A 25,692-nucleotide genomic window follows, 5' to 3' on the forward strand; every position below is an offset into this window, starting at 1 on the left:
GTCTACTTATTTGAATCCCATAGAATTTATCTGGGAATTCGCTAGAGCTAAACGTTCAGGTAAATCTCGCCAAAGGCAGCCAACACGAAGTCGATAAAGGCTCCCCTCCATAGTATTATGCTCACGCTTGTTATAAACTCTATCTTCAATCAGAATAGATTTTGGCGAAGTAAATTATACGAGATTGCCATCTTCGTATAAAATTCGAACAAAGATCAACGGACCTTACTAAAAATATAAAATTCAATGAGAATCTTTTGAGAAGAAAACATACCAAGCCAATATATCTCCAGTATTGTTAACGACTTCCTCTACGGAGAATGTTGTGACAGCACTTTGATTTAAAATCTCCCTAAAGGTATCAATGCACTCGAAACTCATTGAAGCCTCAACTAACTCTGTTAATCTCTGCCTATATACTGTGATTTGTTTACTTACAAACGCAAGATATTCTAATTTTTTTTCAATAGACCAAAATAAACCGTTCCTAAAAAAAACATTAACATAACTCAAGATACCAGTTTCACTGAGCGATATCTCATCATAAGCTGCCAATTTAGAAAGTAGAGCATTTATTTCTATACGACTCTTTTCGCATATAGCGCAAGATCTTATTCTAATTAAGTCTTGCCTATTTATCATCTCCCCCATGTCATGAGCCATCACCTTCAAAAGAAACACTAACCTTTCAATTTCAGGATATTGCAAAAAAGAAAGTAGTTTACTATTGTAACGAATAACAACTGACTTTTGATGATGTATAACAGCATGAAATGTCCCCTGGTCTCTCAACACCCGTAAAACCTCAGGTACTGAAATAACCAAATCTGAGTACTCAATTCCAAACTGAGATATGACCGTATCGAATTCAAAATCTGAAAATGGCAAAGATTCTGCTGATGTATTACCCAGCAACTCAATAACCACATTTTTATTTATATGTGAGTTTACAAGAGGGACTAGGTTTATATCAGCATAATCCACCCCTTTCACATTCCCCTCAACACTTAATTTACTAAAATAATCTTGAATTAAAAGTGGTAAAGCCCCATTACCTGTTGCAACATCAAGTACTTTAAATCCCATTGGAAATTGACTAAAAATATTTGACCATATATCTTTCAATTGACCAGTATAATTCTTTTCATAATCGGAACCAAAAGATGTAATGTGTCCTTGTTTCCAATACTCACTCCAATGACCCGTCATCCCCCCCCCTTTATAAAGATTATCATAAAATTAAACGCATATCTTACACTTTTGAAACCACAAAATTTAATAGTTAGCACCCGTAATTGAACTCTTTAAATTTACAATAGCTTATTTGAAGAATAAGTTAATTCATAATTTATTTTATCGATACTACAGACAGCTGTTTTCAATAATTAAAAAGCCAGTTTTAAAAACTGGCTTTTTTATTAAAACCAAATAAACTTAGAATTTAATTGTGTAGCTGGCACGATATTCACGACCATAGTTGTTGTATAGGTCTGCGTTATCATAAACACCTTCATTGAGAATTGGATCTTCATCAGTTAGATTATTAACCATTAAAGTAACTGAGCCAAAATCTCCAGCATTATATGTATAGCTAAGATTATGTATTAACCACGAGTCAAGATCGCCCTCTGGTACCAACACTAATCCTGCAGCATCAATAGCTTTGTCTTTAGCATAAGTACCAGCAGTATAATTCATATTCCAAGCAAATGTATGATCAGAAATTTTATAAGTTGTCGTGATCACGCCCTTATAATCTGGCTGACCTTCCCAACCAGCAGTATTTTGTGCATTAGCACCACCAATTTGTTCTGAAGTGTAATCCAGAACAAATGAGTTATTCCAATTTATTGAAAATTCACCGATTTGAGTTTCAACATTTCCAGTTAAAACTAGATCAATACCTTCAATTTTTAACTTATCACCATTGGCATAACCTGTTCCAACTTTGAGTGCTTTACCTAAAGTACCATCAGTAGTAGGTGCTCGCTCAACATAAAACGTATCATCAGGGGTCAATTGGCCATTTGCTATACCACGCATTACATTTGTAACACTTCGCTGCGCAATTGCATTATCAATATTTAAATTAAAATAATCTAACTTAACAGAAAATTGCTCTATTACATCCCAAGCTATACCAAAATTAATATATTGAGAAGTTTCAGCATCCAATTTATCATTCGATGATATATATGTATCAAACTGTTTTGTAGGGCAAGAAGCTGATGTATTCGAAACACAGAATGGATAATCTTTTCCGCTTTCAGCACTAAAAGTATCTGCCGCATTTAATTGATCTAACCTAGGAGCTCTAAATGCTTCAGAATAAGAAGCTCTAACTACTAAGTTATCTAATGCTTGCCATCTTACCGATGCTTTTGGAGATAAATTACTACCAAAATCACTATATTTATCATAACGTGCAGCTAAGTTAACTTCAACACTATCAACTACTGGTAACGCAGCTTCATAGAATGTAGCAAAAACTTGACGATCACCACTCGATGAGTTTCCAGCACTGCCACCGATTAAACCGGCTTCAGACTGAGCGTCATATACCTCAGAGAAATCTTGAGTAAAATATTCCATTCCAAAATAATGTGCAATCGCTCCGCCAGGCAGTTCAAATGCATCAAAACCTATCCCCCCATTATACTGATGAAATTCTGCACGACTTTGAGTCAGAGTCGTCGCTTTCATGTTTGCAATTCCTTCCTCAGAGCCTAAATCAATTCCATTGGCTATATTATGAGCTAAACCAGCATAACTTAGATAGTACTCACCAATACTTTTATTGTCAGCTTTATTATAGTGATAGTAAAACTCCCAAGAAGCATCATTTAATGATGACAAAGTACCACGTAAACCAGTTAAGTAATCTTGATTATAGTCATCAACATTACCATCACGAGTTCCAATCCCTACCCAACGCCAATAACCAGTTGTTTCCTCACCATATGGATTATTAGGATTATCTGCAGACATCTTATTCCATGCAGCAGCGGGTGGTGCATAGCGACCAAATGAATTATTTTGGGTAAACATTGTACGGCCAAACCACTCTACGTTTTCAGAAACCTCATAATTTGCATCAACGTATACAGTATTACGGTCTATTGATGCTTTATTATATGAAACGTTTGCAAACGCGTACATACAGTAGGTAGAACCTGGCCCCCAATCATCATCTGCAGCAACTTTCTTAAATACATCAGATCCATATTGAGCTGCAAGATCATCACACAATGGCGATGCTTGAGCTTCTGAAAAATCAGGTGATGCAACAGTTGCACCATAGATACTCCAACCTATGGTATCTGTATAAGCTTGAATTATTCCGTCACCATTATTATCAGTCATACTTGCAGCGGTATATGGACGGTCACCATCTGAAATACCTTTGCGGTCTTGATGGTCAAAAGCGAACGTTATGTTACCTTTATCCATCTGATAACCAGCGACAACAGAAAATTCTTTGCTAGTTTGGCCACCATCAGCCTCACGAGAACCACTTCCTACATTGAACTCAATACCTTGGTAGTTCTTCTTCATAATGATATTAACTACACCAGCTATAGCATCAGAGCCATAAGTAGAAGAAGCACCATCAGTTAAAATTTCAATACGCTCAACAGCAGCCATTGGTATTGCGTTTAAATTTGCGGAACCACCGCCTAAAGTAGGAGAACCAGGAAAACGTTTACCATCAATCAGAACGAGAGTTCGATCCGATCCTGCACCACGCAAATCTATAGTTGCTTGAGATTGAGCTGAACTACCAGATCTTTCAGAGAAAGAACCGAAAGTATTCAAATTACTGTTGCGCAAAGCATCTGCAACAGTAAGGTTTCCTTCCATTTTCATATCTTCTGATGAAATGGTTGTTACAGGCGATGCACCTTCTAAATCACTACGTTTAATACGTGAACCTGTAACCTCAATACGCTCAACTTTTGCTCCATCCTCAGCAGCCAAAACTGTAGGAGCATTTAATGTCGCAGCCGCTAAACCGCCAAGCAGAGCGTAACGCACTGAATTAGATAATAAATTGTTCTTGTACATTGTCTATCTCCCTTGATAAATCATGTTTTTCTTATATTTTGCATCTACATTTATGTATAGATTATGTATAGATAACGTAAATTGCTTTACTGCAACCTTGGTTGCCAATACGTCAACTTCAAGAGCAATAAAATCACATATAAAACACTAAATCAACAAATAACAAACAAATGACACATTATTACTCTAATAAAGATTCATTAGGATGAGAGAGTGGTGATTATTTATACAGAAAGTGATTATAGGAATGGAGATGGCACAACTAAGATCAGAATTGACGTGAGTTTGATTGTAATGAGAGAAAATGCTAAAACTTAAACCATTCAAGACCATATCATTGATTTTAAATACCTTTGCTAATGAATAAGCCCAAAGTTTTACACTTTGGGCTTTGAAGCAACACTTACAACTGGCACAATTCTAAACACTTAAACTTTTGTAATATACAAGGAAGAACTTAAAGTGTGTAACGGATACCGATTGCTACGCCATCAGATTCAGAAAGTGCCATTCTAGCTTCTTGGTCTTTATCTGAACTAGTGAAATCGCTGTAATCTTTACGGGCTTCTATGTACAGAACTGTATTTGGGTCCCATACAAAGTGTAAACCGACAACTAAGAACTGACGTTTGAATTCATCGTTAGGATCGGCATTGAAGTTAGGCTGGATAACATAGTCTTTACCCGCATCAAGCACGTTGTAAGAAATGAATGGACGCAGGCCATTGTCAAACTTGTAAGAAACTAAACTTTCAATACCATAGGCATCTTTGATCAAACGACCAATGTTGTCAGTGTCATGGTTTTCTTGTCTGTTAAAGTTTGCAGCAGCATATAAACCATCGTTATCGAAGTTACCCCAAGTGATACCTGCACCGTAGATAAGATCAACCGCTGTGGTTTGTTCACCGTTACCAAAACTCACATCAAACTCACCACGGTTAACACCCGCAGTTAACGTCAACATATCAGTGGCTTTATAGGTCAGCGCGCCACCATAAGTGTAGTTGTACTCAACTTGTTGAGCCGCTTTATCACCACTTTCCCAGTTCGCTTGACACTGAGCTTGAGTAATATCATCGGTGGTATCACAGGTATAGAAGCTACTGTTTTTCAACTGCGCTTGAACTGCGAAGCTAACATCGCCAAAGGCGTTGCGATACTGGACCGTTTTATCACCACGACCCACGCCGTTTACCGCGCCGTCATCTTTGTTATAAGTGTAAACACCTGCAGTGTTGCCGTCCCACACAAAACCGTAGTTAGTGTTGTAAACGACATCGTACCAAGCACCCCACTGCTTACCGATAGTCAGTGTTCCATAAGTGTCATGGGACAGACCTGCGTAACCTAAACGGTTATAGAAGAACTCTTCTTGAACAGATTCGAAGCGATTGTTATAGACAATATCGCTATTACCCACTGGGTTTACGCCCCACTCTAATTTAGCAAAGGCTTTCCAACCGTCAGTCAACTCACGATTAAAACCAAAATTAATGCGAGATGCGCCGTTAACAACCTCTGTTTCCCCTTGAGTGTTGATCACGCGTGCATCAATAAAACCACCGATTTCTACGGCATTTTTATTATCTTTATAGATCTCGATAGCCGAGACTGATGGTACTAAAAACATTGCTGCAAGCGCAGTTGCTACTAACGTCTTGTTCATTTGGTGCTTAACCTTTTTTTGTTTATGTTCTGCCAACGTCATTCCGTTGTTATATTTCCTTACAATTTCCGCTTAAAGGGTAGCAAATTTTCAATATCCCCTCAAAGCGAAACCTAAAGAATATGTCGATTAACATCACAAAAACAAACCAGTTAACCTCTACAAAACAGGTTAAAACGCTACATTCGCCACCTATAGCAACACATAAAGAACATTAAAAACACTATATTAACAGCAACTGCTTTGACGCAATATCCATGTAGTTTAGTTTCATTATCGAAAATACCGGCTCTGCAATAGGGCCAATTTGCTTATCAATGTAGTATTGGTAATCAATTGGTGACGTTCTGTACAGTAAGGGTTCCGGTCCATTTACAGTAATCAGGTAGTCAATTTGCGCCCCACGCTTGCCAAAAGTGGTGTCACCTGTTATGTCGCATAGTTGCTGGGCGACTTTAACATGTGGTGAAGATTTAGTCGTGTAATCTTCGATATTGCGCCGCATACGTTTACGAAATACCAAATCATTATCCAACTGACCATCAAGCAATTTTTCAAACACGCTGGCTAAATAAACACTGATATCCCTTTGGTTAAACATTCGCTCATAGAGTGACTCTTGGACTTTGCGCGCTAAGGGGCTCCAATCACTACGCACTTGTTCCATCCCTTTAAAGGTGAGCTCAAGTTCATCGCTCGCATTGCGCCACGCGCCAACATAACGTTTTTTACTGCCTTCTAATGAACCTCTTAAGGTTGGCATAAAGAACTGCTCGTAATGCCGCTCAAACTGTAACTCGAGAAAACTCTCAACTTGATATTCAACACAGATCTTAGCCTGCCACTTAGCATTGATATCCTGTGCTAGTGATTTACCTAAGGCGTTAATGTCTGAGAGATCAGGCTCGCTGCCAAGCCAGACAAAGGTCGAATCCGTATCGCCGTAAATCACTTGATAGCCCATCTCTTCTATCCATGCGCGGGTTTGTTTCATGATTTGATGGCCGCGCATAGTGATCGAACTTGCCAACTTGGCATCATGGAACACGCAGCCTTGAGAGCCTAAAACCCCATACAGCGAGTTCATGATAATTTTTATCGCTTGGGATAACGGCGCATTATGCTCACGCTTGGCCTTTTCGCGCTGCTCAGATAAGGTTTGAATTAGCTTAGGTAAAATAGGCTGTTGCCGACTAAAACGGCCACCGAGAAACCCCGTAACACATTCAGACTCAGGCAACTGCAAGCCTTCAATCAATCCCTTAGGATCGATCAAAAAGGTGCTAATAATGGAGGGATACAGACTTTTAAAATCGAACACTAAGATGTGTTTATAAAGACCCGGCACAGAATCCATCACGTAACCACCAGGACTTTCAATGCCCTGACTCACAGGCTCTGCAGGAGCGACATAACCCGCGCGATGTAGATGCGGTAAATACAAATGATTAAACGCCGCCACTGAGGCCCCTACCCGTCCCAGTTCTAAACCTGTCAGTTCAGCACGCGCGAGGGCAAAATCCCACAATTGAGTGTGAGTAAAAATATCCCACACTAGGCGGCTATCGGTAAGATTGTAATGCGCTAAAGCTTGTTTATCGGTCTTAAACAGCTGGTCAATTTCTTCAACGCGGTTATCGACGTTATGAATGGCCTTGCCTTCACCTAATAGTTGCCGCGACACAAATTCCAACGAGAAACGCTCAAAGTGATAAAAAGCGGCTTTAAGCCAATCGATACCATCGAGTACCACACGGCCCGGTAAGACTAAGGTTTCTGGGCGAAACTTATTGTCAACTTTCCAATCAAGCTTGGCGCCGCCGCGGCCAATGGTGAGCGGAATACGGTGTAATAATGCACGGCGTGACAACAGCGCGAGATCGAAACTCACCACTGACCAACCGATAATAAAGTCAGGATCAAACTCATGGAACCACGCGATTAATCGATGGATCAGCGCCGCTTCATCGGCCACCCATTCAATATATTCGGGGGCGTTTGATTCAACTTCGCCCACCATAATCACTTTTTCATAAGTCTGCTTGAGGCTGCCTTGCCCCTCGTCTCGGCAACTGTCTTGACCATATAGCGCCACCGAATAGAGTAAGCCCTCAAAGCTGCATTCAAAATCCAGCGAGATACAGCGTAAATTCACCGCCGTTAAAGGGGCAATACTCTTAGCCCGCTCGGCGATAAACACGGGCAGCGAGTTAGCCTCAAGACTGTCGCTAGTCGGCGCAGAGAAATGCCCTAAAAATGCCACATCCAGCGCCACAAACCGCTCGATTAAATAACGCTGTTCGGGCCGAATATCCGCTTCAAATAAAGGGATATCGGCATCTTTTGCGATGCGCTGTAAGGTACGTAAGCTGTTGCTCGATTTAGCATAAACTCCACTGACGGCGCCGCCTTTAAAGCTTTTGAGCGCTAACGGCACAAACCGCAATGCTTGACCCGGCGTTTGTAACTGTAAAGCCGCCACATCCGTTTGATGACAAAAACAAATGTGTTCAGTGCCTTGCACTTCCACCAGCACAGGACCTTGGGCGGTCGCCAGATAATACTGCAACACTAAACTCCCATGACGATGAATCGCATGGCGTGTTAAGACTCGACCTTGTACACTAACGGCCGTTGTTGCCTCTGGCTTCATCGCATGGGTTCCCAAATCGTATAGCTACTCAATTTAAATGCCGCCAAATGGCAGAAAAGTTTCTTAGGCTATGCAATCACTGTTATTATGTACAGCATTAATTCGATAAAGTAGTGTCGCATGTTACCTGACAATGTAAAAACCCAGATCCGCGCCATCTATAAAGATATCGCTACCGCCTTGCCTCATTTTAGGCCGCGCCGCGAACAAAACTATATGGTGGCGGAAATCTCTAAGACCCTCGCCGGCGACTATGACAAAGATAGACGCATCATAGTGGTCGAAGCAGGGACAGGTATCGGTAAATCATTGTCTTATATTCTCGGTACCATTCCACTGGCATTAGCGAGCAAGAAAAAAGTCTGTATCGCCACCGCGACCGTCGCCCTGCAAGAACAGTTACTGCATAAAGACTTGCCCTTCTTCCTTGAGCAATCTGGCTTAAATTTCCGCTTTGGCCTAGTCAAAGGTCGACAACGTTATGTGTGTCTATCGAAACTGGCGATGCTCATCGGTGACGACAACAGTACACAAATGGCCATGTGGCAAACTAAGCCTGACAATAGCCAAGTGGCTATGATGCATAGCCTGTTAAAAGACTATAACGAAGGTTGCTGGAACGGTGAAATCGATACCTTAGCCGTGCCGCTGCCCGATCATCTGTGGCAACAAATCGCCTGCGACAAACACAGCTGTCATCGCCAGGTCGCCAGCCACAGAAATTGCCCGTTCCATAAAGCCCGTGAAGATGTCGATACCTGGGACGTGCTCATCGCCAACCACAGCTTGTTATTCGCCGATTTAGAATTAGGTGGCGGCGTGATTTTGCCCGATCCCGAAGACGTGTTTTATGTTATCGACGAGGCACATCACTTACCCATTGTGGCGCGGGACTTCTCCAGTGCACAGGCCACGCTGAGGGGTGCCTGCGACTGGCTCGAAAAAATTGGCAAAACCTGCGCTAAGTTACAAAACCAAATAAAGAGCAACAACATCATTGCCCCCGCGCAGGCGATGCAAGATCACTTAGGCGATCTTATCGCCCAGCTCAATCAAGTGGCCCACTACTGCGACACCCAAACTAAGCACTTTGCTAATCCTGAAAACCGTCTGCGTTTTGAGCACGGCAAACTGCCGGACTCATTACTTATTCTGGCCGAAAACCTTGCAGTGACCTCTAATCTTGCCCTCAAACAGTTTAATAAAATGCTGTCACTGCTAGCAGAAGCGATTAAAGATGGCGACATTCCTAAACATCAATCCGAAGCACTGTTAGCCGAAACAGGATTTATGCTGCAAAGACTCGAGAATCTACAAAAATTGTGGAGGATGATGGCCAAGGAAGATAAACATAAAGGTGCGCCTATGGCGCGCTGGGTGGAGCTCATTACAGGTAAACAAGTGGATTATCTGTTTAGCGCCTCGCCTATCGAAGTTGGCTTTATGCTGGAATCCATGCTGTGGCAAAAAGCCGCGGGCGTAGTTTTATGTAGCGCTACGCTGCGCGCACTCAATAACTTCGACCATTTTGTGCATCAAGTCGGTTTATCACTCAACGATGGCAGCCGTTATTTAGCCTTACAATCGCCCTTCGATTATCCTAATAACGCGACACTTTATTTACCCAAAATGCGCACTGAGCCGACGGATGATGCCTATACGGCTGAACTTGCCGAGCAAATCGTCACTCTGATTGAAGGAGAAATGGCTACCTTAGTGTTATTCGCCTCCTACTGGCAGATGGAAAAAGTGGTTGAATTACTTGAAGGTAAACTCACCACTGAGCTGCTTATTCAAGGCAATGCGCCACGGCAACAGTTGTTAGAGAATCATAAAGCTAAGTGCGATAAAGGCGAACCGAGCATATTATTCGGCACCGGCAGTTTCTCTGAAGGTCTCGACTTACCCGGCGATTATCTGACGAACTTGATCGTCACTAAACTGCCCTTTGCGGTGCCAACCTCGCCCGTTGAACAAGCCCATGCGGAATATGTCAAAGTCAAAGGCGGCAATCCCTTCTTGCAACTGACTATCCCAGATGCTTCACGTAAGCTTATTCAAAGTTGTGGTAGATTACTGCGTAAAGAGCAAGATTATGGCCGAGTCACCATTTTAGATAGGCGGTTAGTTACTAAACGCTATGGCAAGTCCTTGCTGGACGCCTTACCGCCCTTTAGACGTGTCATAGAGTAGGATTAAAATTTGGAATTGTTACTCGAGCCCAGTCATTGGGCTCTGTTGGCAGTTATAGGTCTTATCGCTGGATTCATCGATGCCGTCGTAGGCGGCGGTGGCCTTTTGTCGATCCCCGCACTGTTAACCTTAGGCATTGCACCGCACACCGTATTAGGTACCAATAAGTTAGCCGCCAGTTTTGGCTCTTCAATGGCGGCTTGGACCTATTATCGTCAGCACCTTTTTAAACCCTCGTTTTGGTACATGGCCTTTATTGCCACCTTTATTGGCGCCGTATTGGGCAGTTTCTTAGTCTATTTAGTCGATACCCAATGGCTCGAAAAAGTCCTGCCACTGCTGATCATTGGCATTGCCATTTACAGTTTAGTCAGCCCCAATGCGATATCGGACGTTAACTGCCAGGCCCCAAGCAGCAAACCACCTGCTAAACAACAATGGCTACAGGGGCTCGCTTTAGGCACTTATGATGGTTTTGCCGGCCCAGGCATAGGCGCATTTTGGACTGTCACATCCGGCTCTTTGTATAAACTGCCTTTACTGCACAGTTGCGGCCTCGCCCGTGCGATGACCTTCACCAGCAACTTGACCGCATTGACTATCTTTGGCTGGCTTGGGCAGGTAGAGTGGCAAATAGGTTTGTGGATGGGATTATGCATGATGTTAGGCTCATTTATCGGCGCCCGCTGCGCGATTAAATTTGGCATGCCCTTTATTCGTCCACTGTTTATTTTGATCGTGCTAATGATTGCAGCGAATTTGGCATGGAGCGCATGGTTGTGAACACCCAACAATTACTGGTGATGCTGAAAAAACAGCTCAAAGCCCTAGAGCAAGAAGTACTGCAGCACGATAATCGACTCGCGCCGCCGCAGCGTAAACTCCTGCAAGAAACCGAGCGCTTTAATCATTCACTGTTTGTCCAACACGGCGCCCAACTTGGCCCTTGTATTGAACAAATTCGTAGCAGCATTATACAGCTCGAAAAACAAATTAAGCTCAAACTCGCCCCCCAGACGATTGCCCTCAGCTGTGAGCGGATACAAGACAGATTCACCGCCGTCAAACGGGCCTTGCTGACGACCTCTATCGACATAAAGTCCAAGACTCAACAGCGTGCCAGTAGTCGCGCCCGTTTTGCCGAGCGTCAGAATCAGTCTCACCAAGCCAGCGGTTTCGATTGGATCGCCAATAACGTGATGCAAAATAGTCACGAGATCTATGAAGAATTGAACAAACACCTAAATTGGGCGAAAAAATTTGAACAAAAAATTGAAGAAATGGAATCAAAACTTGAAAACTGTCATAGTGCTGACAAAATAAAATTGCAAAATGACATCCTTTTGATGCATCGTCGTCTAGGAAAATGCAGGCAAGCTATTAGTTATATAGAAGATCGCATTCAAATATTCGAACGTCCGTATCAGAGTAATAATCGTTAAGGAGTAACAATTGAAATCACTTTTGCCAATCAGCAGCCTGCTAGTATTACTCGGTTCTGCTTCAGCCTTCGCCGCAGAACTCAACATTCCGATGTCTTTTGAGTACCTTGCACTCGATGGTAAAAAAGTCGAGTCCAGCGTATTCAACCATAAAAGCAGCTTAGAATTGACACCTGGCACGCATAAAATCGCCATTCGTTACCATGAGATGGTAGAAGACGATTTTAGCGATAGCCAAACCTTTGTTAAATCAGCCCCTTTCATCGTGACCTTAGACGTTGATGGCGACTATCAATATTACCTCCAAGCCGCCGAAGGCAAAGTCATCAAAAAGCCAAAAGTTTACGCGCAAAACCCACAAATCAAATTGACCCGTAGCGACAAAGGCAACGTCAATTTCCAAGTGGTGAATACCAATTTAGAAGAAGAAAGCTTTGTCTCTCGTCTTTTCAGTGGTAATCAAGCTGTTGACGTATCGGGAACTGCCGCAGCAGCAACCGGTGCTGCAGGCGCAGTAGTAGCCGTTGCACCAGCACCCGTGGCAACATCGGCGACCGTTAGCGCGACGTCACTCACTGCCCCCGTAGACACCTCTAAAGCAACAGCCGCTAATCCACAACAAATGTTGCAATACTGGTGGCTACAAGCGGATGAGAAAACGCGTAAAGAATTTATGAGCTGGGCAATTTCACAGCTATAACGACTTGAGATAACGAGGTTTAGTCAATATTGACTCTGATCCCACTGGTTTATCACGCCAGCTATTCCAAGCTGGCGCTTCCCCCTCACCACAGATTTCCCACGACCAAGTACGCGCATTTACGGCAGTACTTACTCGAGAATCAGCTTGCCACACCAGCCCAGTTCCACACGCCAACGGCGATGACAGCGCAGGATGTAATGCAAGTGCATCAACGCGAGTACGTAGAGCAGTTTATCGCGGGCACTTTGCCAACAGCGGCGCTCAGGCGGATTGGTTTTCCGTGGAGTGAAGCCTTAGTTGAGCGCACCTTGCATTCTGTGGCAGGCACCACTCTCACAGCTTCATTGGCCATTAATCAGGGTATTGGCCTGCACCTAACGGGTGGCTATCATCACGCCCATTACGATTTTGGCAGTGGCTATTGTATTTTCAACGATCTTATCCTCGCGGCCAAAAATGCCATCGCGAGCCAGCAAGTGCACAAGGTACTGATTTTTGATTGCGATGTGCATCAAGGTGATGGTAGTGCAACACTCAGCCAGCGACATCAAGGGATCATCAGTTGCTCGATTCACTGCAAAGAGAACTTCCCGAGTCGTAAGCAGCATTCCCACCATGATATTGAGCTAACCAAAGGCAGCGATGACAATCTGTATCTCGAAACCGTGGAGCAAACACTCGCCCTACTCATCCGCATCCATCAGCCAGATCTCATTCTTTATGATGCAGGGGTCGATATCCATCAAAATGATGATCTCGGCTTGCTTAATATCAGTCAAGAAGGGCTGTTCAGACGGGATTTAACTGTGTTATCAATGGCAAAATCGGAAAATATTCCAATTGCAGCCGTGATAGGCGGCGGCTATAGCAGAGACGCACTACAATTAAGCCAAAGACACAGCCAACTTTTTATTGCGGCAAACCATTTGTGGTAGCAAACTCAATGAAAACCGTCATGGAGCATAACGATGCAACTCGAAATCCGTAATTACTACGAAGTTCTTTTAATGGAAATATTGTCAGATGAAGGACTTATGGACGAGCTTCCTGAAGACTATCTCGCCGACTTATGTTGTGTGACCTTAAATCAACTGCCAGTGCGCTACATACGCCACCTCGTCGATACCTACTTCTTTGAAGACTATAACGAGCTGCAAGCATTAAAGCGTGAGATCCAAACCGCACTCGAAAAGTCCCGCGCCTTCCTTAAACAAAATCTGCAAAAAAGATTGCAGGAAGAAGCCGAAGCCAATCGTTAATCTCGCTAAGGGTTATTGTTCATAGCATTTTAGCCGTTGCAGTGGCATGAAAGAGGCAAACAATGGATTATCCCATTGCGTATAAAGTATTCACGCTATAAATGATTAACGGCAGAAAACAGAAGTCAGTTAGCTAGTATATTGAATAAAATAAATTGAGTAGATATAGAGAAGTGAAACGAGAATAAAACAGAGGTATTACAGAATTGGAGGTTCCCCTAGAGCCGACACCCCGGCACACGAGTCGCTTGCTGCGGTTGCTCCCTTCCGGGCCTGGCCGAGTTCACAAGTTATCATTGCGGGGGGACCCTAGGGTCACCATAACTTCGAGCATTGCTTTGAAAGATATAAACCAAAGTGCTTGCTTGAACGCCGAGGATTATCCCCCATGCCTCCTATGGGATCAAGCGCTAATCGACAAGATCTCTTAATATCCCGCCTAACTGCACAATCTATAAGCAAGTGAAGTGGTTGAAATGATAAAAGCCTGCAAATGCAGACTTTTATAGACATTTCCCTGAGTTTCACTGTGTCAAACTTGGTATAAAGAAAATCCAACAAGAGTAAAACTCAATACATAATGACGCTCAATCATCGACTGGGATAATTACAACTTAATCAAATGACGATTCTGCTCAATCAACTTAGCCCCAACACCCGAGACATTGGCTAAATCATCAATTGCATTGAACTTACCATTTTTGGTTCGGTAATCGACAATCGCTTGCGCCTTAGCGGCACCTATCCCTTTTAGCACTTGTAACTGCTCGGCTGAAGCCGTATTGATGTTGACTTGAGCAGCATCTGGCATGGCTTTCTTCGCATCCGATGCCATATCGCTCGCCTCAGTTTTGGCCTGAGTCTGCATTTTAGCGGCGGCTTTAGTCGGGGTGTCTGCGGCGATTGCTGGCGTTGTCAACAAAGCCGTTAATGCCATGGCGCTCATAATAGCGGGTATACATTTGGTGATGTTCATAACTCTTCCTCTATTCCATGAATTGCGGCCTCTCTTCCTACTTCCGTGGCCTCAAATCAAAAATAGTCCAAGCTGTTATGAAATACCAAATCGGCGCCACAAATATTCACACTAGCTAAACTTCGCCTATTAACCCGATGAACCTAAACTTAGCCATAGAAAAAGGGATGCTAAATTGCATCCCTTTTATCATTCAAATAGTTGGTGGTTTAAATTAGTGACACTCGTTAAGCTAAACGCGCTAACGCTTGATTCAAGTCGGCGATAATGTCGTCACAATCTTCTAAGCCAATGGAAATTCGCAGCAGATTATCACCAATGCCAGCCACTGCTCTCGCCTCTGGCGTATAGGGAGAGTGTGTCATCGACGCTGGATGTTGGATTAGGGATTCTGCATCACCTAGGCTCACCGCAATAGAGAACAAGCTTAAATACCCCACAAAGGCCATAGCCTCCTCTAAATTTGCCGCCAGTTCAAACGCGATCACCCCGCCAGCACGTTTCATCTGCTGACCAATGAATTTATGCCCTTGGTGAGAGGCGAGTCCGGGATAATACACGCGGTTAATACTGGGATGTTCGGCCAAAAATTCGGCCACGCGCTGTGCACTATCGCAATGGCGCTGTAAACGTACATCTAAGGTTTTAAGGCCGCGCAAGATCAGCCAAGCATCGTGTGGCGATATCACAGCGCCAATATCTTTTAAGATTTCATACTTCACTTTATGGAGCTGCTCTTCACTGCCACACACTATCCCCGCAATCACATCACCATGACCATTCAGATATTTGGTCGCACTGTGGATCACCAAATCAATACCAAAATCCAGCGGCCTCTGCAGTAATGGGGTCATAAAAGTATTATCGACAATACTGACCAACTGGTGACGTTTGGCAATAGTCGCAATTGCTGCCAAATCAAACACCTGTAAATGGGGATTCACTGGGGTTTCACAGAAAATGACCTTAGTATTAGATTGAATCGCCGCTTCTATTTCTGCTACCGATGAAAAGTCCACTAGGGACACTTCAATCCCAAAGCGAGCAAACTGAGTCGTCATTAGCGCATAAGTACAACCGTATACGGCATTGGATGCCACTAAGTGATCGCCCATCTGCAAGTTAGCCAGTAATGCAGCGGATACTGCGCCCATACCAGATGCGGTTGCAGCGGCGGCCTCTGCCCCCTCTAAAATCGCCATTTTACGTTCAAGCTCGGCGGTTGTCGGATTCCCTAAGCGCGTGTAAATATACCCAGGCTCATTACCCGCAAATCGCCCACCACCTTGCTGTGCGGACTCAAACACAAAAGTCGCACTTTGATATAGCGGCGTTACTAAGGCGCCAAAGGCCTCACGCTCATGACCGCCATGAATAACCTGTGTTGCCGCTTTCCACATCTTGCCTGACTCATCTTGCATACCTAGCTCCTTGTAATTGGCATTGAACTGATCCCTTCTTGATTGATTGTTCGTTTGGGATGCTCAATGCCTGCGTTATGGATTATTCAATGGATAACATTAGCCCTATCGAATAAGCCCTACCATAACGCGGCCAAGCACTTAAGCCAGTAGCATGACGAAAATAGCAGCGTGCCAAGTGTAATTAACTTGTTACATAGCACTTTTCAGCCGCACTTGGTCATACTCGGTACCTGCAAAAAATCATAAAAAAATGCGCTAAGGAACAAGTCTATTAGCGCATCTACTTTCGGCCGATTTAAATCGGTTAATCAGTTGATATTAAATAATATCTACTCTTTAGACTTATCTTTATCTGGCCGAGAGACTTTGTCATCAACATCGGCGAACTGGCCTTTTAATGCGTCGCGGCCTTGCTTGGTAAACAGCTTGCCTGAAAACTGCTTCAGTTCGAGCAACAATTCCTGATGCACTTTAGACAATTTAGGCCTTTGCTCTTCCCTAAACACAATCGGCCGACACAGCGCCATGGCTTGATATCCAAGGCGCGCTGTTAACATGCCGCCCCCTAAGCCTTGGGCCAAGCGAGCAGACAATTTACCTGTCATTTCAACCGATAACAGCTGTGTTCCTAAATCAGTAACTAACTCACTGGTGCCCGCATAAATAATATTGATGATGATACTGCGGATAAGTTTAATTCGGCTCCAATAACCTAGCTCTATGCCATAACAGCGGGCGACATCACGCAGCATACGTTGATTACGCCATAGGATGATTGCCATATCGAGCACAGCTAACGGACTGGCCGCCAGTAGCACTGCCGACTCAGCCGCATAGCGTCGCACGACTTTTTTGGCCAGTTCATCCCGCTCTGTCAGCACTAAGTCCTCAAATAACAAGACTTTCTCGGCATCATTATGTTCATCTTTTAATGAGCTGCGAAGTTGCTGCAAACCTTGGCTGTCGCCATAGTGGCGCACTATGTTATCGATAAAACTATCTGCCTCACCCATTTGCATGCTCTGCGCTAGCCTTGCGCCAGTTTCTTGGGTATCGGCGACCTGTTTGAGTCGCTTCAGTTTACGGTACTCACTAAACGCCCCCGCCAATGCCCACGCACTAACGACCCCAAGCGCAACGCCATAAAAACTAAACAACCAAGGGCTCTCAAGCCAGGCATCCCTCAATCCTAATCCCGTTTGAACTACCACGAGCAGCAATAAACTCGTTACCGCCAGACGAGCGAGCCAAGACCAACGGCGTGATTTTACGAGTTGAGGCGATACCGATTTAGCATCGATCATTTTAGGATGGGATGACAGCGTTTCATCCATCAATTCCTCAATATCGGCAGCCACTTCTTGCACTGGTGTATGCGGATCAAAAGCTTTCGCCCCTTTGAGTTCCTCTTTGTTGGGTTTGAGCTCCACTACTTGTGGGTCAAACAGCTGCTGCTTTTTCAGCGGCTTATGTTCAGCCGAGCGTTCAAAGGAGTTGGCAGAAGAATTGGAGCCCTGCTCATTAGCGTTATCCGATAGCTTTAGCGTCATTCCAACTTATCTCCCAGTAAGTACTGCAACAAATGATCGAGACGAATATGGTCAAAGTGCACTTGAGATGGGTCAGCATTGGCATTACTCGGCGGCGCAAAGCCGACAAAGTTAAACCCTTGGTCATGCCAAAAATCAGGCTCAGGTAAGCGAGTGGGCACTTCGCCTGGAAACAAGGTCAGGGCTTTACCATTGAGTCCCGTCCCCTGCACGACTTCGACCTCACCCTCCTGGGTCGTTACCATGCCATGGCGAGTCGCCTTGATGGCGCTAATCGCCATCGTCTCCACTTTACAACCATCGAAACTGGCAAAATGCTGGCTGTGTTTCAACATATCGGTCAGCAAGGACAAAACATGGCTCTGCTGATCGCGCGTCACATGGTCAACCTTGCTCGCAGCAAACAACAAACGGTCGATACGGGGAGAAAATAAACGCCGTAAATAACTCGATTGGCCAAACTGAAAGCTTTCCATAATGGCATTGAGCGCCGCGCCCATATCCTCAAATTGCTTTTTACCGCGATTCAACGCACTAAAGCAGTCAACTAACACGAGTTGCCGATCAAAACCGGCAAAGTGGTTTTTATAGAAAGGCTTAACCACTTTAGCGACGTATTCATGATAGCGTTTTTCCAGTACATGGAATCCACTGTGTTTATCGCTTTGCGAAAGCGCTGCGAACTTTTCATCATTGACCAATAACAGGGGGAAAAAAGCCAATAAGGGAGCGCCCTGCCATTCACCCGGCAATAACATGCGCCCAGGCTGCGCTTGGTAATAACCTTGCACGTGCACTAAATCATTGAGTAATAACTGATATTGATCGGCAATCCGCTTTAATTGCTGCTCATCGGCGCTAGCGGCTAAATCTAATGACATCAAAGATTGTTCAAACTCAGCATACAAGGGTGAGCTTTTAAGATTCTCGATGCGAACTTGTTGAGCACGGCACCAAGTAACAAAGTCTTGGCGCAGCATAGGTAAATCGAGTAGCCATTCGCCGGGATAATCGACTATGTCCAAATACAGTGTGGCGGTATCAGAAAACTTGGCCAATAAGCCCTTTTGCGGTCGGTATTTAATCGCCAGTCGTAATTCAGAAATAGTGCGAGTGGAGGCTGGCCAAGTCGCAGGTTCGGAAGTGAGCGCTAACATGGCGCCTTGATAATCAAAACTGGCGATTTCCAGATCCGGCTGCATGGCACGCTTAACCCCGAGCAAACGCTGATCGCGGCTCACCTGCCACAATGGCAAAGCGCTGTTGTTGCGGGCGTGGGGTAAGGTTGAGACTGGTCCAGAATTAAGTAACTGATTGACTAAACCTGTGATAAACGCGGTTTTTCCCGCACCAGAAAGCCCAGTCACGGCCAAACGTAAATGCCGGTCCGCGGTGCGATGTAACAGGGATTGGCCCTTTTGGGTTAATTTATGGAGCGAGGCATCAAGCATTCCCATAGAGACTTCCCTTATGTCGAATGATGTTAACTTATGTCAAGTGATGTTGACTATACACTGGAGTGAAACAGAGATTAAGCAACAAGGGCGGACATGGCCGCCCTTTAGAAGGGTTACAAACTATTGATTTGTCTTTTTAAATCAAAGTTGTCAGAGGTGACGTGACGTTCTAAATTTTGTAGCCTGACTTCCAGACTTCGAAATTGACGACTCACGTCGCTCAGCGCTTGCTTTGCGGGTTCTCCCGACTGCCACGGCTTCTTCTTCACCTCAATATCGTCTCTATCGTAATGCTTTTGCGGCTTGATGTCTAAAATCACCCATAAAGCGACATAGATGATAAACACAACACCTGAGCCGCCGAGTAAGAAGATAGACACCGCCAGTACTCGCACTAACCAAGTTTCAATCGCAAAGTACTCGGCAATCCCTGCACATACACCCGCTATTTTGCCTGACTGGGGAATGCGGTACAAAGTACGGCCATTAGATCCTCTCATGTTTCCCCCTCCATTCGGGCGATTCTGTATCCAGAATGGCCTCTAAGGTCTCGATACGCGCCGCCATTTTATCGGCCTTGGATATCAAGTCATTGAGTTGTGAAAACTCTTCCTCAGTGAGTCCCTGGCTCACTTGTCGCTTACTGCGATAATGAAGAACTAACCATATTGGCGCGACTATCACCATGAAAATAATAATCGGCGCCATTAGCACGTCCATATCCATAACTCACCTCTGAATTGTTATTCTTTTGACTTAGTTGGCGCTTTACCTTTTACCTTGGCTTTTAGCGCTGCCAGTTCTGCATTCACAGAATCTTCCGCTTCTAGCGCCGCAAACTCATCGGCTAAGGTCTTTTTGCTGCCAAGATCGTAAGATTCAACTTGGGCTTCTAAGCCTTCGACACGGCGCTCATATTGCTCAAACTTGAGCATAGCGTTGTCGATCTTGCTTGAATCTAACTGCTTTTTCACTTCTAAGCGTGATGACGCTGTTTGAGTGCGCAAAATAATGGTCTTTTGGCGCGCTTTTGCATCGAGCAGCTTTTCTTGCAACATACCCACTTCATCTTTCAAACGTGCGATATGTTCATCGATAACAGCTAACTCTTGATTCAGCGTGTCTGCTAAACCGGTCGCTTTTTGTTTTTCAACTAAAGCGGCTTTCGCTAAGTCTTCACGGTCTTTGGACAGTGCCAGTTCAGCCTTATCTTGCCAATCTTGCACTTGCTCTAACACGCGGTTGATACGACGTTGCAGCTCTTTCTTTTCAGCTAACACTTTAGCTGAGGTAGAACGCACTTCAACGAGTGTGTCTTCCATTTCTTGGATAATCAGTCGAACCATTTTTTCTGGGTCTTCGGCTTTATCCAGCAATGCGCTGATATTAGAGTTAATGATATCGGCGAAACGAGAGAAAATTCCCATAATCCTATCCTCAAATTGATGTTGGTCTCGTATAAGGTAATACACTAACCGTGCCAACTTTAATTTCTTATTAAAATACAGCAACTTAAACAAAATATTAACTTTTACTTCCTTTTACGCTTCAAGCCACTTATTATCATTTTCACCAAATTTTAGCGCGAAAGACTAAAAAATATCGTGGATAATAAATTTCAGCAAGACAACCTTATCGGTCAATCCAACGCCCTACTCGAAGTGTTAGAACATGTGTCGCAAATAGCGCCGCTGTCTAAACCCGTACTGATTATTGGTGAACGTGGCACAGGTAAAGAGCTTATTGCCGAACGCTTACATTATCTGTCTAAGCGCTGGGATCAAAGTTTTATTAAGCTAAACTGTTCATCTTTGAGTGAAAATTTACTCGAGAGCGAATTGTTTGGCCATGAGTCAGGTGCCTTTACTGGCGCCAAAGGCAAACACGAAGGCCGCTTTGAGCGCGCCGACGGCGGCACTTTATTCCTCGACGAATTAGCCAATACCTCAGGACTTATCCAAGAAAAACTCCTGCGCGTCATTGAATACGGCGAATTTGAACGAGTCGGCGGCAGTAAAACCGTGCAGGCTGATGTTCGTTTAATCTGCGCCGCCAACGAAGATTTACCATCACTTGCTGACGCTGGCGAATTTCGTGCCGACTTACTCGATAGACTCGCCTTCGATGTGATCACTCTGCCACCGCTGCGTTGCCGCCCAGAAGACATAATGACGCTGGCGGAATACTTCGCCGTTGGCATGGCGCGCCAATTAAAGCTGCAACTGTTCAGCGGTTTTAGTGCCCATGCGGTCGAGCAATTAATGACCCACGACTGGCCAGGCAATATACGTGAACTTAAAAACGTGGTCGAGCGCAGCGTTTATCGTAATGGTGGTGAAAATCGGCCCATCGACCATATCACCCTCGATCCCTTTGCTTCTCCCTATCGACCTAAAACTCGAATCAAGACCCGCGAACGTCAAATCACCTCAGTCGCGCAAACAACCGTTGCCAGTACGCCGCAATATGCGCCGATACTTGAGGCTGAAGTACCAGTCAATACTGAGTCTTCAGTGAATAGCTTTAATTTTCCGCTGGATTTTAAAGAGCAAACTGAGAAGTACGAAATGGATCTGATCCAACAGGCGCTCTCAAGCAGCCAATACAACCAAAAGAAAACCGCCGACATGCTCGGATTAAGCTACCACCAACTGCGTGGCATCCTTAAAAAATACAATTTACTTGATAAAGCATAAGCAGATTGCCCATGGGGGAGATGCACTGCTAAAATAGCCGTTCATAGTCGATAAAATAATGATTTATAAATGAGTGTGCTAATTAGACGCCTGTGCCTAACAACTGCAGTTTCTTGCATGAGTTGGTTGTTGGTCGCGTGTGGCCCCCAACGACTCCCTTCCGGTTTGGTGTATTGCTCCGAAGGGAACCCTGAGTCTTTTAATCCACAGTTGGTGACGTCTGGCACGACAATCGATGCCACCTCGCACCAAATTTATAGTCGCTTAGTGGATTATGATACCCAGTCAGGCAAGCTTGTCCCTGCCTTGGCGACGAGTTGGGCTATGTCCGATGATGGCTTAAGCTATCGCTTCACCCTCAGGGAAAACGTGCAGTTCCAGCATTCGAAGCGGTTTACCCCAACACGCCCCTTTAATGCCGACGATGTGTTGTTCTCCTTTAAGCGTATTATCGATACCCAGCATCCTTATCATTTTGTCTCCCGCACGGGTTATCCCTTCTTCCAAAGTATTGGCTTTTCTGAACAAGTTAAAGGGATAGAAAAGATAAACGATCATGAAGTGGTCTTTTATTTAACCCGCAAAGACGCTTCTTTTTTGTCAAATCTGGCCACCGACTTTGCGGTGATCTTATCCGATGAATACGCGCAGCAGCAGTTAGCCTTGGGTCATCCTGAAAACGTCGACCACTTTGCCATTGGCACTGGGCCGTTCACTTTAGTTCAGTACGCGAAAAACGAATATATTCGCTATCGTCGTCATCCTGACTTTTGGGGCGAACCAGCAAAAATCGATATGCTCGTATTTGATATCACGCCCAAAAGTACCGTCAGACTCGCAAAACTTATCGCGGGCGATTGCAGTGTGTCTGCGCTGCCCAAAGCGGGTGAGCTGCCTGTTATCAAGCAACATGAAGAATTGAATATTGAGTCACAACCTGGACTCAACGTGGCATTTTGGGCCTTTAATACGCAAAAGCCGCCACTGAATGATGTCCGAGTACGCCGCGCACTGGCCTATGCGGTCGATAAACAAAATATCCTGCGGGCGGTTTATCAAAATACCGCCATTGAAGCCACAGGCGTTCTGCCGCCAGCATCTTGGGCCTACGACAATAACAAAGGGCTTGTGGATTACAATCCGCAAAAAGCGCGCGACCTCTTAAAAGAAGCAGGCATTAAAAATCTCAGTATCGATATTTGGGCTATGCCAGTTGCCCGCGCCTATAACCCCAATGCGTTGAAAACGGCTGAATTAATTCAATCGGATCTGGCCAACATAGGCGTCAAAGTGAACATCGTCAGTTACGACTGGAGCGTGTTTAGTCAGCGGCTCAGCCGCGACGACTATGATTCTGTGCTGATTGGCTGGAATGCCGATAACAGCGATCCCGATAACTTCTTTACTCCACTGCTAAGCTGCGCTGCGATGCAGTCGAACAACAATCGTTCGCGCTGGTGTAACCCTGAGTTTGATGCCATCTTAGATAGTGCAAGGGAAGTGTCAGATCAGGGCGAACGTAAAGTGATTTATCAGCAAGCAGAAGCCTTTTTGGCCGAACAAGTACCTATGTTGAGCCTAGCCCATGCCAAACGTGTGGCGTTAACTCGTAGTGATATCAAGGATATGCAACTCACGCCTTTTGGCGGTATTTCCTTCGCCCACACTAGCCAAGCACAAGAGGAGGCGAATTAATGTTTAAATACCTACTGCGCCGCCTCAATTTGTTTCTGGCCACTTCGTTAGTCATGGTAGGTGTCTTATTTTACGCCACCGGCTTGTTTCCGGTGGACCGCACCCACGCACTCACTGGCATACATACACCGACGGCGAGTCAACTGGTTCAAATCGAGCAAGACTACAAATTAGATAAAAACCAAGCGTGGCAATTTATCGCTTATCTACAACAAAGGCTTAGCGGTAATTTAGGCATTTCAGTCACCTCACATCAAGAAGTGGCTGAAGAACTCAGCGCTGTCCTACCCGCCTCCTTCGAACTTGCTGTGATGGCGGCCATTATCGCGATTTGCTTTGGTGTGCCCTTAGGCGTGCTTGCCTCTCAGAGCCAACATAAGCTCACCCAAAATACCATTATGGCGATCACGCTGACCGGCTACTCTGTGCCCGTGTTCTGGTTAGGTCTTTATCTTTCGCTCTGGTTTGGTGTCGATCTTGGTTGGTTACCGATTTCTGGCCAAATCAATTTGTTATATGAAATCAAACCTGTCACTGGCTTTATGCTAGTAGATACCCTGTTGTCTGAGTCTGAATACGGCATGTCGGCATTTAAAGATGCGCTGCTGCACATCATTTTGCCTGCCACGACACTGGCCGTGTTACCTTTTACTGTGGTGGTTCGCAGCACCCGTTCGGCAATGATGAATGTAATGAATCAAACCTTTATCCGCGCCGCCGAAGCCAGAGGCATGCATACTGGGACTATTATACTGCGCCACGCCCTGCCCAATGCCTTGATCCCCGTACTGAAACATTTAGGGTTGATGCTTGGCTCATTTGCCAGTTATGCCATAGTGGTCGAAATGATTTTCTCTTGGCCTGGCGTGGGGTCTTGGCTGGTGTCAGGGATTTACCAACGGGACTACACTGTCATCCAAGGTGGTATTCTGGCCGTAGCCCTATTAATTATCTTCCTAAGTATCTTGATTGAAGTGCTGCATACAGTCTTTAATCCACTGAGCAGAAAAGACCTTTATGCCACCAGTTAAAATTTATCAAGAAGATCAGATTGCCTCCCCGACTATGCGGGTTTGGCTTAACTTTTCAGCTAACCCTTTCGCCTTGGCAGGTCTGTGGACGATTGCATTTCTACTCTTGCTAACGCTATTTGGCCCTATGATTGCGCCCTTTCCGCCAGAGGCACAGGATCCAAGAGCCTTGCTATTGCCCCCCTCGTGGGACCCCTCAGGCACAGTGGCGCACTTTTTAGGCACAGACGACTTAGGCCGCGATATCTTCAGCCGATTATTACACGGCGCGCACTTGACCTTTGGTATGGCACTGCTGATCGTCGTCACAGCATTATTCACAGGCTTTATCATAGGGTCACTGTCCGGCATGATGCGGGGCTTAAAATCCAGTATTCTCGGGCACTTACTCGATGCATTGTTATCAATCCCTTCGTTATTGATGGCCATTTTAGTGGTGGCGGTAATGGGGCCAGGGCTTGAAAATGTGTTCTGGGCCGTCGGAATTGCGTTAACCCCGCAATTTGTCCGCTCGATACACCAATCAGTGCATGAAGAGTTGCAAAAAGAATACGTCACAGCGGCGCGTTTAGATGGCGCGAACTCAATGCAAATTTTTTGGTATGTCATCATGCCAAACGTGTGGGAAGTGGTGATCATTCAAACCACACTTGCCATTTCGGCCGCCATTTTAGATATCGCCGCCCTCGGTTTTTTAAGCTTGGGCGCACAGGCACCAAGCCCAGAATGGGGCGCGATGGTCGCCCAAGGTATGGATAATTTATTAACGGCGCCTTGGGCTGTAACTATCCCGGGCTTAGCGATTCTTTTCAGTGTGCTTTCCATTAACTTGGTTGGCGATGGCCTACGGTCGGCGCTTGCGCCCATCAGAAACTAACT

21 protein-coding genes and 1 other RNA gene are annotated in these 25,692 nt (G+C 45.0%); 10 read left to right on the forward strand and 12 right to left on the reverse strand.

Features of this window, described 5'->3' with window-relative positions:
• Window positions 1-243 precede the first annotated feature (243 nt).
• The 4 genes from Q4Q52_RS17440 to Q4Q52_RS17455 form a co-directional block, all read right to left on the reverse strand.
• A complete protein-coding gene (locus Q4Q52_RS17440) occupies window positions 244-1,209 on the reverse strand; it encodes a class I SAM-dependent methyltransferase (RefSeq protein WP_311991200.1) in 966 nt (321 codons plus the stop codon).
• 225 nt (window positions 1,210-1,434) lie between these two features.
• Window positions 1,435-4,065, reverse strand: coding sequence for a TonB-dependent receptor (locus Q4Q52_RS17445; protein WP_311991201.1), 2,631 nt, complete (start codon window positions 4,063-4,065; stop codon window positions 1,435-1,437).
• A gap of 457 nt (window positions 4,066-4,522) precedes the next feature.
• Window positions 4,523-5,734, reverse strand: a complete 1,212-nt coding sequence (locus Q4Q52_RS17450) for a porin (protein WP_311991202.1) — start codon at window positions 5,732-5,734, stop codon at window positions 4,523-4,525.
• 223 nt (window positions 5,735-5,957) lie between these two features.
• A complete protein-coding gene (locus tag Q4Q52_RS17455) occupies window positions 5,958-8,387 on the reverse strand; it encodes a DNA polymerase II (protein ID WP_311991203.1) in 2,430 nt (809 codons plus the stop codon).
• 120 nt (window positions 8,388-8,507) lie between these two features.
• Here Q4Q52_RS17455 and dinG point away from each other — a divergent pair, with 120 nt between their 5' ends.
• The 6 genes from dinG to Q4Q52_RS17485 are packed head-to-tail and all read left to right on the forward strand — an operon-like array spanning window position 8,508 to window position 13,984.
• Window positions 8,508-10,580 (forward strand): ATP-dependent DNA helicase DinG, encoded by a 2,073-nt coding sequence (gene dinG / locus Q4Q52_RS17460; protein WP_311991204.1) that lies wholly within the window; start codon window positions 8,508-8,510, stop codon window positions 10,578-10,580.
• A 9-nt stretch (window positions 10,581-10,589) separates the two neighbouring features.
• The gene (locus Q4Q52_RS17465; RefSeq protein ID WP_106650157.1) at window positions 10,590-11,363 is read left to right on the forward strand and encodes a TSUP family transporter; all 774 of its coding nucleotides are present in this window, start codon (window positions 10,590-10,592) and stop codon (window positions 11,361-11,363) included.
• A complete protein-coding gene (locus tag Q4Q52_RS17470) occupies window positions 11,354-12,022 on the forward strand; it encodes a primosomal replication protein (protein WP_409373433.1) in 669 nt (222 codons plus the stop codon). Before Q4Q52_RS17465 ends, Q4Q52_RS17470 begins: the two co-directional genes overlap by 10 nt.
• A 10-nt stretch (window positions 12,023-12,032) precedes the next feature.
• On the forward strand, window positions 12,033-12,722 hold the full coding sequence (locus tag Q4Q52_RS17475; protein ID WP_311991206.1) for a DUF2057 domain-containing protein: 690 nt from the start codon (window positions 12,033-12,035) through the stop codon (window positions 12,720-12,722).
• Window positions 12,723-12,751: 29 nt separating this feature from the next.
• Window positions 12,752-13,660: a histone deacetylase gene (locus tag Q4Q52_RS17480; RefSeq protein ID WP_311991207.1), complete on the forward strand. Its 909-nt coding sequence runs from the start codon at window positions 12,752-12,754 to the stop codon at window positions 13,658-13,660.
• Window positions 13,661-13,693: 33 nt separating this feature from the next.
• A complete protein-coding gene (locus Q4Q52_RS17485) occupies window positions 13,694-13,984 on the forward strand; it encodes a late competence development ComFB family protein (RefSeq protein ID WP_006081144.1) in 291 nt (96 codons plus the stop codon).
• A gap of 215 nt (window positions 13,985-14,199) precedes the next feature.
• Here the strand turns inward: Q4Q52_RS17485 and ffs are convergent.
• From ffs to pspA, 8 genes are all read right to left on the reverse strand, one after another.
• An RNA gene (ffs, locus tag Q4Q52_RS17490) (signal recognition particle sRNA small type) lies at window positions 14,200-14,297 on the reverse strand.
• A 294-nt stretch (window positions 14,298-14,591) separates the two neighbouring features.
• A complete protein-coding gene (locus Q4Q52_RS17495; protein ID WP_300480690.1) occupies window positions 14,592-14,960 on the reverse strand; it encodes a ComEA family DNA-binding protein in 369 nt (122 codons plus the stop codon).
• Window positions 14,961-15,187: 227 nt separating this feature from the next.
• Entirely contained in the window at window positions 15,188-16,381 is a 1,194-nt protein-coding gene (gene megL / locus Q4Q52_RS17500; protein ID WP_311991208.1) for a methionine gamma-lyase, read from the reverse strand.
• Window positions 16,382-16,713: 332 nt separating this feature from the next.
• Window positions 16,714-17,934 (reverse strand): YcjF family protein, encoded by a 1,221-nt coding sequence (locus tag Q4Q52_RS17505; protein WP_311991209.1) that lies wholly within the window; start codon window positions 17,932-17,934, stop codon window positions 16,714-16,716.
• Window positions 17,931-19,391, reverse strand: a complete 1,461-nt coding sequence (locus Q4Q52_RS17510) for a YcjX family protein (protein WP_311991210.1) — start codon at window positions 19,389-19,391, stop codon at window positions 17,931-17,933. Before Q4Q52_RS17510 ends, Q4Q52_RS17505 begins: the two co-directional genes overlap by 4 nt.
• Before the next feature lie 113 nt (window positions 19,392-19,504).
• Window positions 19,505-19,891 (reverse strand): envelope stress response membrane protein PspC, encoded by a 387-nt coding sequence (gene pspC, locus Q4Q52_RS17515; RefSeq protein WP_006081139.1) that lies wholly within the window; start codon window positions 19,889-19,891, stop codon window positions 19,505-19,507.
• A complete protein-coding gene (pspB, locus tag Q4Q52_RS17520; RefSeq protein ID WP_006081138.1) occupies window positions 19,878-20,117 on the reverse strand; it encodes an envelope stress response membrane protein PspB in 240 nt (79 codons plus the stop codon). Before pspB ends, pspC begins: the two co-directional genes overlap by 14 nt.
• A 17-nt stretch (window positions 20,118-20,134) precedes the next feature.
• Window positions 20,135-20,818, reverse strand: coding sequence for a phage shock protein PspA (gene pspA, locus Q4Q52_RS17525; RefSeq protein ID WP_006081137.1), 684 nt, complete (start codon window positions 20,816-20,818; stop codon window positions 20,135-20,137).
• A gap of 177 nt (window positions 20,819-20,995) precedes the next feature.
• On the opposite strand from pspA, the gene pspF reads away from it, so the two are divergent.
• The 4 genes from pspF to Q4Q52_RS17545 all read left to right on the forward strand — a co-directional run bounded on the left by pspF (window position 20,996) and on the right by Q4Q52_RS17545 (window position 25,690).
• The gene (gene pspF, locus Q4Q52_RS17530; RefSeq protein ID WP_311991211.1) at window positions 20,996-22,087 is read left to right on the forward strand and encodes a phage shock protein operon transcriptional activator; all 1,092 of its coding nucleotides are present in this window, start codon (window positions 20,996-20,998) and stop codon (window positions 22,085-22,087) included.
• 69 nt (window positions 22,088-22,156) lie between these two features.
• Window positions 22,157-23,782, forward strand: a complete 1,626-nt coding sequence (sapA, locus tag Q4Q52_RS17535; RefSeq protein WP_311991212.1) for an ABC transporter substrate-binding protein SapA — start codon at window positions 22,157-22,159, stop codon at window positions 23,780-23,782.
• On the forward strand, window positions 23,782-24,813 hold the full coding sequence (locus tag Q4Q52_RS17540) for an ABC transporter permease subunit (RefSeq protein WP_006085371.1): 1,032 nt from the start codon (window positions 23,782-23,784) through the stop codon (window positions 24,811-24,813). The genes sapA and Q4Q52_RS17540 overlap by 1 nt, the downstream gene beginning before the upstream one ends.
• Window positions 24,800-25,690, forward strand: a complete 891-nt coding sequence (locus Q4Q52_RS17545; RefSeq protein ID WP_006081133.1) for an ABC transporter permease subunit — start codon at window positions 24,800-24,802, stop codon at window positions 25,688-25,690. The genes Q4Q52_RS17540 and Q4Q52_RS17545 overlap by 14 nt, the downstream gene beginning before the upstream one ends.
• Window positions 25,691-25,692 lie beyond the last annotated feature (2 nt).

The organism is Shewanella sp. SP1S2-4 (assembly GCF_031932075.1).
GTDB classification, from domain to species: Bacteria; Pseudomonadota; Gammaproteobacteria; order Enterobacterales; family Shewanellaceae; genus Shewanella; species Shewanella baltica.

Excerpts from the sequence above, each read along its gene's own strand:
- Q4Q52_RS17440 (WP_311991200.1), bottom strand. The coding sequence starts at position 1,209 with ATGACGGGTCATTGGAGTGAGTATTGGAAACAAGGACACATTACATCT.
- Q4Q52_RS17445 (WP_311991201.1), bottom strand. The coding sequence starts at position 4,065 with ATGTACAAGAACAATTTATTATCTAATTCAGTGCGTTACGCTCTGCTT.
- Q4Q52_RS17450 (WP_311991202.1), bottom strand. The coding sequence starts at position 5,734 with ATGAACAAGACGTTAGTAGCAACTGCGCTTGCAGCAATGTTTTTAGTA.
- Q4Q52_RS17455 (WP_311991203.1), bottom strand. The coding sequence starts at position 8,387 with ATGAAGCCAGAGGCAACAACGGCCGTTAGTGTACAAGGTCGAGTCTTA.
- dinG (WP_311991204.1), top strand. The coding sequence starts at position 8,508 with ATGTTACCTGACAATGTAAAAACCCAGATCCGCGCCATCTATAAAGAT.
- Q4Q52_RS17470 (WP_409373433.1), top strand. The coding sequence starts at position 11,354 with ATGGTTGTGAACACCCAACAATTACTGGTGATGCTGAAAAAACAGCTC.
- Q4Q52_RS17485 (WP_006081144.1), top strand. The coding sequence starts at position 13,694 with ATGCAACTCGAAATCCGTAATTACTACGAAGTTCTTTTAATGGAAATA.
- Q4Q52_RS17495 (WP_300480690.1), bottom strand. The coding sequence starts at position 14,960 with ATGAACATCACCAAATGTATACCCGCTATTATGAGCGCCATGGCATTA.
- megL (WP_311991208.1), bottom strand. The coding sequence starts at position 16,381 with ATGCAAGATGAGTCAGGCAAGATGTGGAAAGCGGCAACACAGGTTATT.
- Q4Q52_RS17505 (WP_311991209.1), bottom strand. The coding sequence starts at position 17,934 with ATGACGCTAAAGCTATCGGATAACGCTAATGAGCAGGGCTCCAATTCT.
- Q4Q52_RS17510 (WP_311991210.1), bottom strand. The coding sequence starts at position 19,391 with ATGGGAATGCTTGATGCCTCGCTCCATAAATTAACCCAAAAGGGCCAA.
- pspC (WP_006081139.1), bottom strand. The coding sequence starts at position 19,891 with ATGAGAGGATCTAATGGCCGTACTTTGTACCGCATTCCCCAGTCAGGC.
- pspB (WP_006081138.1), bottom strand. The coding sequence starts at position 20,117 with ATGGATATGGACGTGCTAATGGCGCCGATTATTATTTTCATGGTGATA.
- pspA (WP_006081137.1), bottom strand. The coding sequence starts at position 20,818 with ATGGGAATTTTCTCTCGTTTCGCCGATATCATTAACTCTAATATCAGC.
- sapA (WP_311991212.1), top strand. The coding sequence starts at position 22,157 with ATGAGTGTGCTAATTAGACGCCTGTGCCTAACAACTGCAGTTTCTTGC.
- Q4Q52_RS17540 (WP_006085371.1), top strand. The coding sequence starts at position 23,782 with ATGTTTAAATACCTACTGCGCCGCCTCAATTTGTTTCTGGCCACTTCG.
- Q4Q52_RS17545 (WP_006081133.1), top strand. The coding sequence starts at position 24,800 with ATGCCACCAGTTAAAATTTATCAAGAAGATCAGATTGCCTCCCCGACT.